Annotated in this window: 12 protein-coding genes and 1 riboswitch; of the genes, 10 read left to right on the top strand and 2 right to left on the bottom strand. The window is 32.5% G+C overall.

Annotation, left to right across the window (positions count from 1 at the left end; all coding sequences use genetic code 11):
* Positions 1–91: 91 nt before the first annotated feature.
* A riboswitch (FMN riboswitch) is annotated at positions 92–220 on the top strand.
* A gap of 62 nt (positions 221–282) precedes the next feature.
* The gene (locus JX000_RS06305; protein WP_075777843.1) at positions 283–831 is read left to right on the top strand and encodes an ECF transporter S component; all 549 of its coding nucleotides are present in this window, start codon (positions 283–285) and stop codon (positions 829–831) included.
* A gap of 51 nt (positions 832–882) precedes the next feature.
* Here the strand turns inward: JX000_RS06305 and JX000_RS06310 are convergent, their stop codons facing one another.
* Positions 883–1,131: a ferredoxin gene (locus JX000_RS06310; protein ID WP_002433578.1), complete on the bottom strand. Its 249-nt coding sequence runs from the start codon at positions 1,129–1,131 to the stop codon at positions 883–885.
* A 111-nt stretch (positions 1,132–1,242) separates the two neighbouring features.
* Between JX000_RS06310 and JX000_RS06315 the strand changes: the two genes are divergently transcribed.
* The 4 genes from JX000_RS06315 to ypdA all read left to right on the top strand — a co-directional run bounded on the left by JX000_RS06315 (position 1,243) and on the right by ypdA (position 6,573).
* Entirely contained in the window at positions 1,243–2,211 is a 969-nt protein-coding gene (locus JX000_RS06315; protein ID WP_075777844.1) for a YpbB family protein, read from the top strand.
* Positions 2,192–3,571, top strand: a complete 1,380-nt coding sequence (locus JX000_RS06320; protein WP_049424548.1) for a RecQ family ATP-dependent DNA helicase — start codon at positions 2,192–2,194, stop codon at positions 3,569–3,571. Before JX000_RS06315 ends, JX000_RS06320 begins: the two co-directional genes overlap by 20 nt.
* A 151-nt stretch (positions 3,572–3,722) precedes the next feature.
* A complete protein-coding gene (gene ebpS, locus JX000_RS06325) occupies positions 3,723–5,393 on the top strand; it encodes an elastin-binding protein EbpS (protein ID WP_206140520.1) in 1,671 nt (556 codons plus the stop codon).
* A 193-nt stretch (positions 5,394–5,586) separates the two neighbouring features.
* A complete protein-coding gene (ypdA, locus tag JX000_RS06330) occupies positions 5,587–6,573 on the top strand; it encodes a bacillithiol disulfide reductase YpdA (RefSeq protein WP_049424544.1) in 987 nt (328 codons plus the stop codon).
* Positions 6,574–6,630: 57 nt separating this feature from the next.
* Here the strand turns inward: ypdA and JX000_RS06335 are convergent, their stop codons facing one another.
* Positions 6,631–7,605 (bottom strand): asparaginase, encoded by a 975-nt coding sequence (locus JX000_RS06335; RefSeq protein ID WP_049424542.1) that lies wholly within the window; start codon positions 7,603–7,605, stop codon positions 6,631–6,633.
* Positions 7,606–7,681: 76 nt separating this feature from the next.
* On the opposite strand from JX000_RS06335, the gene cmk reads away from it, so the two are divergent.
* The 5 genes from cmk (at position 7,682) to JX000_RS06360 (ending at position 12,752) form a co-directional block, all read left to right on the top strand.
* Positions 7,682–8,341, top strand: coding sequence for a (d)CMP kinase (cmk, locus tag JX000_RS06340; protein WP_049424540.1), 660 nt, complete (start codon positions 7,682–7,684; stop codon positions 8,339–8,341).
* 283 nt (positions 8,342–8,624) lie between these two features.
* Positions 8,625–9,803 (top strand): 30S ribosomal protein S1, encoded by a 1,179-nt coding sequence (rpsA, locus tag JX000_RS06345; protein ID WP_107532420.1) that lies wholly within the window; start codon positions 8,625–8,627, stop codon positions 9,801–9,803.
* Positions 9,804–9,978: 175 nt separating this feature from the next.
* The gene (der, locus tag JX000_RS06350; protein WP_206140521.1) at positions 9,979–11,289 is read left to right on the top strand and encodes a ribosome biogenesis GTPase Der; all 1,311 of its coding nucleotides are present in this window, start codon (positions 9,979–9,981) and stop codon (positions 11,287–11,289) included.
* 21 nt (positions 11,290–11,310) lie between these two features.
* Positions 11,311–12,309 carry an NAD(P)H-dependent glycerol-3-phosphate dehydrogenase gene (locus JX000_RS06355; protein WP_206140522.1) on the top strand — a complete coding sequence of 333 codons (999 nt, stop codon included), beginning with the start codon at positions 11,311–11,313 and terminating at the stop codon, positions 12,307–12,309.
* Between the two features lie 170 nt (positions 12,310–12,479).
* Complete coding sequence (locus JX000_RS06360; protein ID WP_001043863.1) at positions 12,480–12,752, top strand: HU family DNA-binding protein; 273 nt, start codon at positions 12,480–12,482, stop codon at positions 12,750–12,752.
* The last annotated feature ends 267 nt before the right edge of the window (positions 12,753–13,019 follow it).

The raw sequence follows: 13,019 nt of genomic DNA on the forward strand, positions 1-13,019 counted from the left end.
ACAACTTATATCTATATAAATATATCGGAGCAAACTCATTGTACATAACAGAGTTATCATGTATGATATATTTAAATTAAAAATATAGTTAATTCATCTTCGGGGTCGGGTGTAATTCCCAACCGGCAGTAAATTAAGCCTGCGACGTAAAATGTCTCATTTTACCTGATTCAGTGAAACTCTGAAGCCGACAGTATAGTCTGGATGGGAGAAGATGGAGGTTTTTTTGTTGTGCAAATTTCCTCCTTTTCTAGCAAGATGAATGGAAGGAGAAAATAATATATGCAACACAATCAAAATAGACGTCTAATCTTTATAAGTATGCTAAGTGCAGTGGCTTTCGTACTTACCTTTATTAAATTCCCATTGCCATTTTTACCACCATACTTAACGTTGGACTTTAGTGATGTACCTACATTACTTGCCACATTTTTATTAGGACCAATTGCAGGGCTAATAGTAGCTTTTATTAAGAATTTACTCAATTTCTTTTTCAATATGGGTGATCCTGTAGGACCATTAGCGAACTTTTTAGCAATTGCCAGTTTCTTATTAACTGCATATTATATTTATAGAAACAAACGCAATAAAAAGTCATTATTAACCGGTCTTGTTTTAGGTACAGTTGTCATGACCGTCGTATTAAGTATTTTAAATTATTTTGTACTGTTACCACTCTACGGTATGATATTTAACTTAGGTGACATTGTTCATAATCTTAAAGTAATTATTGTTTCAGGTATCATACCTTTTAATATTATTAAAGGTATTATCATTTCAATCATCTTTTACTTTATATTCAATAGAATTAAAAATAACATTCACATATAAATAACTAGCGCCCTTACACATGATGTGCAAGGGCGCTTTTAATATAATATATTATTCAAATTTAAGTGCGTCACCATCAAATGGTTCGTCTTCAATTTTGATTGAATCTGTTGGACAACCTTCTAGTGCATCTTCCATATCTTCATATAACTCTTCTGGCACCTCTGCAGTACCTTGGTTATCATCAAGGATTACGAAAGCAATACCTTCGTCGTCATAATCATAGATATCTGGAGCTGCTGCACCACATGCACCGCATGCTATACAAGTATCCATATCAACGATTGTATATTTAGCCAATTTCATTCGCCTCCTTTGAAAAAAATGCTACACTAGTAATAACAATACTACTATTGTAGACATTGATAGTATCATTTTCAATATATTCGTTTTATAGAGTGAGGGTTTATCTTGTATCAAATTATCAATCATGCGTATCAACACGCATTCAACTACAAAACAAATAAAAGTATTTATAATATTTTAACAGGAAAAAAATCCCATCAAACTTTTTTTGACGCAAGTAGTCAACAACTTTTGTCATTATATCATAGTTTACCGAGATTAAAATATCCGTCTTTTGAGCGATATTTAAATGAATTGAATGATGAGGAACCAAAAGTAAATATCAAAACGCATCCAAGATGTACATATGATAGTCTTATTAATACATTCAACTGTATCCAATTGCTCATTCAAACGGTATCACAAAGCATACACAACGATTTTAGATTCGTTCCTATAACGCAACAAACATATATTCAACAACGTGTTAAACATATTTATCAACACATTAAAGTTAATGATTTAGAATCAAAATTCATCACAGAAATAGAACAATTATTTGAAGACATCGCTAGCAAACATGAACATGTGTATTTACACTATTATTTACAAGGTTATGATGAGGCGATGTATACTAGACAACAAGTCAGTTTAATAGAATCGAAGTCTCAACAAGAATTATTTGAAATAGAAATGAACCAATTGGTCGATGTCATGTTTGAAATTGAAGATATACAAAAGCACCCTATATTAAATCAAACGATTATACGACCAACATTGCTCAATAAAACGAAATTAACCTTACATCAATTAGAACAAGGACACTCGATACACGATATCTCAACAATTCAAAATGTTAAATTAAATACGATTGAAGATCATCTTTTAGAGTTATTTATCAAAGGTTATATCAATGATTATGATACATATTTAGACATCAAAAGCATTCAACCCTTTATCGATTATTATAAAGGTCATATTGGAATAAAATTACGTGAGTATAAGCAGCAATTTGATACATTAACTTATTTTCAAATTAAATTGATGATTGTTGGTATTGAAAGGGGAGACTTAGTTGCTTCAACAGAAACTTAAAGATTGGTTTGGATTTGATTCCTTCAAACCTGGCCAAGAGGACATCATTTCCAGTGTATTAGACCAAAAGCATACGCTAGGTATTTTACCAACGGGTAGTGGCAAAAGCCTTTGTTATCAATTACCTACTTATATATTAGAAAAGCCAACACTTGTTATTTCACCATTAATTTCTCTCATGGACGATCAGGTCATGCAAATGAAATTAAATGGTGAACACGCAGTTTGTTGTATTCATTCAGGTATGGACAATACGGAAAAACGACAAAACCTAAGTAACATTCGTCAGAGTAAATTTATCTATTTAAGTCCGGAATTTATATTACAACCTCAAAACTTTAAACTTATTGCCAATATAGATTTTGGTTTAATAGTTCTTGATGAAGCACATTGTTTGTCTGAATGGGGCTATGATTTCAGACCACATTATGCTTTAATTGGAAAAATAACTACATCCTTTAAATCAGCTACAATTCTAGCATTAACAGCTACGGCACCACCACATTTAGAAAGCGATTTAAATGAAATGCTTAATGTTACTTTCAATACCATTAAAACAAGTATGAATCGTATAAATATTTCATTGAAACATCTTAACTTTGGCTCTGACGAAGAAAAAATAGATTGGTTGTTACCACAACTTAATGAAACTGGGCCCACTATTATATATGTATCTTCAAAAAAATTATGTTTAACATTAGCGCAACTTATTTATGACTCAGGTTTTTTAACAGGGATATATCATGGTGATTTGAGTTATCAAGAAAGACAGACAGTACAACAACAATTTTTAAACAATGATATTCCAATCATAGTTGCAACAAGTGCATTTGGTATGGGCATAAATAAAAAAGACATACGCACAGTGATTCATTTTCATTTGTCATCAAGTCCTTCTAATTATCTACAAGAGATTGGTAGAGCGGGGAGAGACGGAGAAGCTAGCCAAGCTATTAGTTTATTCCAACCCGACGACGCTTATATTTTAGAAACCATATTATTTGCCGATAGAATTACATCTGAAGATATTCATTCATTTGAATTAGGACAATTTATTCCTCCTGAAAAAGAATCCATTTTAACAATACTTTATAATCAATATACAATTAATCAAATGCAACGTATATTTGATCAATCATTTCGACGCAAAAAGTTAGGTTATAGTCGTATGTTAGGCTACACACAACTTGACCAATGTCGCCGTAAATATTTGTTGGAATTTTTCAATGAACATCCTAAACTGCCAGATGTCTGTTGTGACAATGATACTGAATTACCAAGTATGAAAGTCATTAATCGTAAGAAAGTTAAACGTAAGCTATCATATAGTGAAAAACTTCAAAATTTATTTGAACTATAGATTTTATTTTGCTTAACTCTTTATTCAAGCTATAATTAACTTATGAACAAAAATCTTAATACCTAAAAATTCTTGATTACTATACATAATCATTTAATTTATGGGTATAGTTTATGTATCATTATAAAATTAAACAGAGAGGATGATGATTGTGTCTAATAATAACTTCAAAGATGATTTTGAAAAAAATCGTCAAGCGATAGACCCAGAAGATCATAATGAGCAGACATCTTCACATGAAGAACAAGAAGATAATGCAGTAGACAGAACTGAAGACAAAGCAAATCAACAATTCCCACCAAGAAATGCACAGAGAAGAAAACGTCGACGAGATATAGCGACAAATAATAACCGTCAGGCAGATTCGCGTACAAAAGCTAGCCAAGATGGTTCATTAGATGATAGACATGATGATACATCATTACATAATGGAGATAACAAAAATTATGATGCATCCAATCACAATGATGTAAATAAAGATCACAAACAAGATCATCGTCCTGAAGATTATTCGACTCGTGAGTCTGAACAAGATTTTAAACAAGATGAACCATTAAATCGTAGTCGTAAAAGTGACGATTTGCAACATGATGATCGTCATGACAAGAAAGACGGACACGGTAAAGATGCTGCTCTAGCAGGTGGCGCTGCTGTAGGTGGAGCTGCAGTCGGTAAAAAAATGACAAGTGATCATAAGCAGGATGACAATCATCGTCAAGAGAATCGTGTAAGTGACCATCAAAAAGATCGCGACCGTCATGATGACTATACTAAAGATGAACATCGTCAAGATTCATCTAAAGATCGCCAAGACGAACTTAAAAAAGGGCATCATGATGAAGAACACCACGATTCAGGAAAAGGTAAAAAAGCTGCTGCAACTGGTGCAGGTGTTGCTGGTGCTGCAGGTGCTGCTGGTTTAGCAAAACATCATCATGATAAGAAAGACGATCATACTGACGACAATGAATTGAAGAATGACCGTAATCAAAATCATCGTGATGATAAACATAACGACAAAGATGTGAAAGATAAACATCAATCAGATGATGAGAAATCTGGTAAAGGTAAAAAAGCTGCCGCAGCTGGTGCAGGTGTTGCTGGTGCTGCGGGTGCTAAACACCATCATGATAAAAAAGAAGCTAACCAACATGATGATAATAATAATCATCGAGACAATCATGATGGTAAGAAAAAAGGCGGCTTTATGAAAATCATCTTACCAATTATAGCTGCAGTATTAATTTTAGGTGCAATCGCTATTTTCGCAGGTATGGCCTTAAATAATCATAGTAATAGTGGTAATGATGATAACAAAATAGCTAATGAAGATAGTAAAGATGACAAGAAAAACAACGATACTAGCAAAGATAAAAACAGTTCAAAAGATAAAGACAGCTCAAAAGATAAAGACAGTTCAAAAGATAAAGATAAATCAAAAGACTCTGATAAAGATAAAGCAACAACTAGTGATGAATCTGATTCATCTGACGCATCAAATTCAGATAAAAATAGTGCTAGTGATAATACTAATGGTGCTAACTCACAAGCATCTAATAGCCAAAGTCAAAATGGCTCAAATAGCCAAAATGGTCAAGGTCAAAACTCACAACAAAATGGCCAACAAGGCAGTAATAGCCAAAACAGCAATAGTAACCAACAAGGTAAGCAAACACATACCGTAAACGGTAAAGAAAACCTATACAGAATTGCCATTCAATATTACGGCAGTGGTTCACCTGCTAATGTTGAAAAAATCAGAAAAGCTAATGGATTAAATGGTAATAATATCCATAATGGACAAACATTAGTGATTCCATAGGTAATATTCGACAATCAAATTAACTGTAAGTAATGTTAACGCATTACTTACAGTTTTTTTATTAGATTTTATTCAAATCAAAGCAAATCCCCAAAAAAAGTCATAAATAATTTAAACTTTTCTAAAACAAGGACTTCGCGAAAATAGGATATAACTGATATAATAATTTGGTGATTAAAGGAGGCCGTTTTACATGCAAAAAATAGAGAGTATCATCATTGGTGGAGGACCTTGTGGCTTAAGTGCAGCCATCGAACAAAAGAAAAAAGGTATTGAAACATTAGTGATTGAAAAAGGTAATGTTGTGGAATCTATCTATAATTATCCTACACATCAAACTTTCTTCTCATCTAGCGATAAATTATCAATTGGAGATATTCCATTTATCGTGGAAGAAAGTAAACCACGTCGAAATCAAGCTCTTGTATATTATCGAGAAGTCGTTAAACATCATCAATTAAATATCCATGCATTTGAAGAAGTTTTAACTGTCAAAAAGATGAATAATCGTTTTACAATCACAACAACTAAAGATGTATATGAATGTAAGTTTTTAACAGTTGCGACAGGTTATTACGGACAGCATAATACATTAGAAGTTGAAGGTGCTGAATTGTCAAAAGTATTCCATTACTTCAAAGAAGCACATCCATACTTTGACCAAAATGTTGTCGTGATAGGTGGTAAAAACTCAGCTGTAGATGCCGCTTTAGAATTAGAAAAAGCTGGAGCAAATGTGACAGTGATCTATCGTGGAGATCACTATCCAAAAGCCATTAAACCATGGATTCTACCAAATTTTGAATCATTAGTTAATCACGAAAAAATCACGATGGAATTTAATGCCAATGTAACGCAAATCACTGAAGAAAACGTTACATATGAAAAAGATGGAAAGACGATTACAATTCCAAATAATTATGTTTTTGCTATGATTGGTTATCATCCTAATTATGAATTTTTAGAATCAATCGGTATTGAAATTAATACAAATGAATATGGTACTGCACCAGTTTATAATCGTGAAACATACGAAACCAATGTAGAAAATTGTTACATCGCTGGTGTTATTGCTGCAGGTAATGATGCGAATACCATCTTTATTGAAAATGGTAAATATCATGGTGGTTTAATTACTCAAAGCATTCTTACTAAAAAGCAAACACCACTTGAATCATAATAATTATGGCGTAGAAGGTAAATTGTTGATACCTTCTACGCCTATTTAATTTATAGTTTATTCTTCAAAATATTGTTTGATTTGTTCACGATTTAATTCATTACTTAAACTTACAAGTAATTTTAATCTTGCTTTAGGACCATTTAATCCATTTGAAAAGATTAATCCTTTTTCAGCAAGTTGATATCCGCCACCTTCATATGCATAAACAGGACTGACAATACCGTTAAATGACCGAGATACGATGACAATCGGAATTTGTTTATCAACACAAGCATATAAACCTTCTAAACAAGTAGGTGGTAAATTACCTTGTCCCATAGCTTCTATAATTAAACCATCAATATCGCTCTCGGCATAGAAATGCAACAAGTCACTCTGCATATCCATATATGATTTTACTAATGGTACATTTAACTTTGGATTAATCATTTTATAACTAGTATGATGTAATGGATGATGGTGATATTGCACATTATCTTTAGTTAATACACCTAATGGACCATGATTCGGACTTTGAAAGGTATTTGTATTAGAGGTATGTGTTTTGGTTACATTTCGCGCTGTATGAATTTCGTCATTAAAGACAACCATGACACCCATATGATATGAATTATTAGATGAAGCCACTCTTATAGCTGAAATAAAATTGTATAATCCATCTGAACCAATTTCATTTGATGAACGCATAGCACCAGTAATCACTACTGGTTCGTCTATATCTAATAACAAATCTAACAAATAAGCTGTTTCTTCTAGGGTATCTGTACCATGTGTAATTACAAAACCATCATAAACACTTTCATTATTAAGATTTGCATTAATGATAATATCCCTTAGTTCTTTAACATGTTGAATGGACATATGAGGAGAAGGGACATTCATAGGATGTATTTCATCTACTTGTGCATATTGTTTGATGATATCCTGATGTTGAGAAATTGGATTTTCTTTATTAGTAATAACTCGATTTGAACTATCCTGTGACATACTAATAGTGCCACCGGTATGTATAACAAGTAGACGTTTCATAGTTTTCCTCCTATTAATAAAATACATATTTATGATAAAATATTATTCATCAAACAACAAGGTAGGTATTTCGATAATGAGTTTAATTAATATTGCTTTAGATGGCCCTGCAGCTGCAGGTAAAAGTACAATTGCTAAACAGGTTGCTAGCCAACTATCAATGATTTATGTAGATACTGGTGCGATGTATAGAGCAATCACATATAAATATTTACGTACTAATCAAACTGAAGACTTCGAAGCATTAATCAAAGATACAACATTAGAATTAACTTATGACGAAACTAAGGGACAATGTGTAATACTAGATAACGAAGATGTCACTGATTACTTAAGAGAAAATGATGTTACGAATAATGTTTCATATGTTGCCTCTAAAGAACCTGTAAGATCATTTGCAGTAAAAAAACAAAAAGATTTAGCAGCTCAAAAAGGTATTGTTATGGATGGTAGAGATATTGGTACCGTTGTACTCCCAAATGCTGAACTTAAAGTTTATATGATTGCGTCTGTTGAAGAACGTGCAGAACGACGTCAAAAAGAAAATGAACTTCGCGGTATTGAATCTAATTTAGAACAACTTAAAGTGGAGATTGAGCAACGTGATCAATATGACATGAACAGAGAAATTTCACCTCTAAGAAAAGCAGACGACGCTATCACATTGGATACGACAGGCAAATCAATTGAAACAGTTACGAATGAAATCTTAGACATGGTTAACCAAATTAAATAATCAATTAAGAAGCTATATAAACGACTTAAGCATAAACGTTTATATAGCTTTTATTGTGATTTATAATGAACTTGAGTTATTTCAAACTGAAATAATAATCATATATACTATAAATATGCATCTTTACCTCTTAATGTTGAATAAAAATTGAAACCTAAAGCACTTTAAAGCTCAACTTTTATAAATAACAATCTTTTTCTTAAAGTGTAAAAGGGGAATTTCTTGACAATTCTGTCAGTTTGTAAGATGTTATAATTATGTAGTGTATAAGGAGGCAGACAAGATGACTGAAGAATTCAATGAATCAATGATTAATGATATTAAAGAAGGTGACAAAGTCACTGGAGAGGTGCAACAAGTTGAAGATAAACAAGTTGTTGTGCATATTAATGGTGGAAAATACAATGGTATAATCCCTATTAGCCAATTATCCACACATCATATTGAAAAACCTAATGAAGTAGTTAAAGAAGGCGACGAAATCGAAGCCTACGTAACGAAAATAGAATTTGATGAAGAAAATGATTCAGGCGCTTATATTTTATCAAAAAGACAACTTGAAACTGAACAATCTTATGATTATTTACAAGAAAAACTTGATAACAATGAAGTGATTGAGGCAAAAGTAACAGAAGTTGTTAAAGGTGGATTAGTAGTAGACGTTGGACAACGTGGTTTCGTTCCAGCATCTCTCATTTCTACAGACTTTATCGAAGACTTCTCTGATTTCGAAGGTCAAACTATTAAAATTAAAGTAGAAGAGTTAGACCCTGAAAATAATCGTGTTATTTTAAGCCGTAAAGCAGTTGAACAAGCTGAAAACGAAGTTAAAAAAGCTTCACTATTAGATTCACTTAACGCTGGCGATGTGATTGAAGGTAAAGTAGCACGTTTAACAAACTTTGGTGCATTTGTTGATATTGGTGGTGTAGACGGTTTAGTTCACGTTTCTGAATTATCACATCAACACGTACAATCTCCTGAAGAAGTCGTTTCTGTTGGAGATAAAGTCAATGTTAAAGTTAAATCAGTAGAAAAAGATACTGAACGTATTTCATTATCAATCAAAGATACGTTACCAACACCATTCGCTCAAATTAAAGGTCAATTCCATGAAAATGATGTTATCGAAGGTACAGTTGTAAGATTAGCAAACTTCGGTGCATTTGTTGAAATTGCTCCTGGCGTTCAAGGATTAGTTCACATCTCTGAAATTGACCACAAACACATCGGTACACCTGGTGAGGTACTAGAGCCTGGTCAACAAGTAAGTGTTAAAATCTTAGGTATTGATGAAGAAAACGAACGTGTTTCTTTATCAATTAAAGCAACATTACCTAATGAAGATGTTGTTGAAAGTGATGCTTCTACAACACAATCTTACTTAAACAATGACGCTGATGAAGATAATCCTACTTTAGGTGATGTCTTCGGTGATAAATTTAAAGATCTTAAATTTTAATAATTAATTATGCTAAGAATGAACACTCCAATTAGAGGTTAAACTTTAATTGGAGTGTTTTTTTACGAATAACTCATTCAACTCCATATATTACATTGTTTATTATAATCGTATTTTGAATCGGTGCTTGCATGTGATAAAATTATAGAGATTAAGAAAGAGAGGAAGTTAACAAATGACTAAACCTATAGTAGCAATTGTAGGAAAGCCTAACGTAGGTAAATCTACAATTTTTAATAGAGTAGTCGGCGAACGTGTATCCATCGTGGAAGACACACCTGGTGTAACCAGAGACCGAATCTATTCATCAGGTGAATGGTTAACGCATGAATTCAATATTATTGACACAGGTGGTATTGAAATCGGAGATGCACCATTCCAAACACAAATAAGAGCACAAGCTGAAATTGCGATTGAAGAAGCAGATGTCATTGTATTTGTGGTCAATGTTAGAGAAGGATTGACGCAAAGTGATGAAATGGTTGCTCAAATGCTTTATAAAAGTAAAAAACCTGTAGTCCTTGCAGTAAACAAAGTTGATAACGTTGAAATGCGAAATGATATTTATGATTTTTATTCATTAGGCTTTGGAGAACCTTATCCTATTTCTGGATCACATGGTCTAGGTTTAGGTGATTTATTAGATGCTGTTGTCGAAAACTTCGGCGAAGAGGAAGAAGATCCATATGATGATGACACAATTCGATTATCTATAATAGGACGACCAAACGTTGGTAAATCTAGTTTGGTTAATGCTATTTTAGGAGAAGAACGTGTAATCGTATCAAATGTAGCAGGCACTACTAGAGATGCAGTAGATACAGAATATTCATTTGATGGTCAAGATTACGTATTAATCGATACAGCTGGTATGCGTAAAAAAGGTAAAGTCTATGAATCAACTGAAAAATATTCAGTACTTAGAGCATTAAAAGCGATTGAACGTTCAAATGTCGTTTTAGTTGTTATCGATGCAGAACAAGGTATTATCGAGCAAGACAAACGTGTTGCAGGATATGCACACGAAGAAGGTAAAGCGATTGTTATCGTAGTAAATAAATGGGATACCGTTGAAAAAGATAGCAAAACAATGAAGAAATTCACTGAAGATGTTAGAAAAGAATTTCAATTCTTAGATTACGCACAAATTGCTTTTGTTTCTGCTAAAGAACAATTAAGACTTAAAACATTATTCCCATATATTAAAGAAGCAAGTGAAAATCACAAAAAACGTGTTCAAAGTTCAACTTTAAATGAAGTCATTACTGATGCTATTTCTATGAATCCAACTCCTACAGATAAAGGTAGAAGATTAAATGTCTTTTATTCAACACAAGTGGCTATCGAACCACCTACATTCGTAGTATTTGTAAATGATGTTGAATTAATGCATTTCTCTTATAAACGTTACTTAGAAAATCAAATCAGACATGCATTTGGATTTGAAGGTACACCTGTTCATATCATTCCAAGAAAAAGAAACTAATAAACGGAGGGGAATATTAATATGACTAAAATATCAGTTTTTGGTATGGGAAGTTTTGGTACTGCTTTAGCAAATGTATTAGCACAAAACGGACATGACGTATTAATGTGGGGTAAAAATAGTGAAAACGTTGAAGAATTAAATACACATCATATGAATAAAAACTATTTAAAAGAAGCAAAGCTTGAGCCATCTATCAAAGCTACAACTGATTTAAGTGAAGGAGTTGCCTTTGCTGATATCTATTTAATGGCTTTACCTACAAAAGCAATGAGAGAAGTAGCAACACAAATTGATGATTTATTAACTTCTAAAAAGACATTTATACATGTAGCAAAAGGTATTGAAAATGGTACTTTTAAGCGCGTTTCTGAGATGTTAGAAGATTCTATTTCTCCAGAACACAATGCAGGTATTGGTGTATTATCAGGTCCAAGCCATGCAGAAGAAGTGGTCATCAAACAACCTACAACTGTTGCTGCCTCTTCAAAAGATGAAAAAGTAAGTCAATTAATACAAGATTTATTTATGAATGACTATTTACGCGTATATACTAACAATGATCTTTTAGGCGTTGAACTCGGTGGCGCTTTAAAAAATATCATTGCCGTAGCCAGTGGTATAGTAGCAGGAATGGGCTTTGGTGATAATGCAAAAGCAGCACTTATGACAAGAGGCTTAGCCGAAATTAGTCGCTTAGGTGAAAAATTAGGTGCAGATCCAATGACATTCCTTGGCTTAGGTGGCATTGGCGATTTAATCGTCACATGTACATCAACACATTCACGTAACTTTACTTTAGGATATAAATTAGGCCAAGGTAAAACGACTGATGAAGCACTTGAAGAAATGAAAATGGTAGTTGAAGGTATTTACACAACAAAATCAGTATATTACTTAGCACAAGAAGTTAACGTAGAAATGCCAATAACAACTGCGTTATATAAGGTGTTATTTGAAGATGTACCCGTTAAAGAAAGTATTAAAGAATTAATGGGTCGTGACAAAAAATCTGAATAATTAGTGTAATATAACACTTATTTTATGAGATTTTCAAAAAAATTAATTCTATTCGCTTTATTTCAACATTTTTAATATATAAATCGTTGCGATGACAGTAATCAGTGTGTTAAAGTCATACCATAATGATATAAAGATATCATTATCAAACCTCAGGAGGTGAATTCATAATGAATAAAACTGATTTAATCAATGCAGTAGCAGAGCAAGCTGATTTAACTAAAAAAGAAGCTGGTTCAGCAGTTGACGCTGTATTCGAATCTATCCAAAACTCACTTGCTAAAGGTGAAAAGGTACAATTAATCGGTTTCGGTAATTTTGAAGTACGTGAGCGTGCTGCTCGTAAAGGCCGTAACCCTCAAACAGGTAAAGAAATTGATATTCCTGCAAGTAAAGTCCCAGCATTCAAAGCTGGTAAAGCATTAAAAGATGCAGTAAAATAATTTTACTTAAAAAAGCCCTTCTGGGGCTTTTTTGTTTTTATAATGAATTTCGAATATATAAGCCAGTTAATTAAAACTATTAAATTTTTGGATGGAAGATAGATAGCACAATACATACGATTAAATTTTATACATATAATGGCATCTTAATGCTATAACTATCATTAATATTACAAAGCCTTTGCTTTTGCATAAGAGTACCTAACTTCTTTCTTTGTAAGAAGAAGGTACTCTAACATTTAATTTTTTGATATATAATGTTAATAT

The organism is Staphylococcus sp. SB1-57, assembly GCF_017086425.1.
GTDB lineage: Bacteria > Bacillota > Bacilli > Staphylococcales > Staphylococcaceae > Staphylococcus > Staphylococcus warneri_A.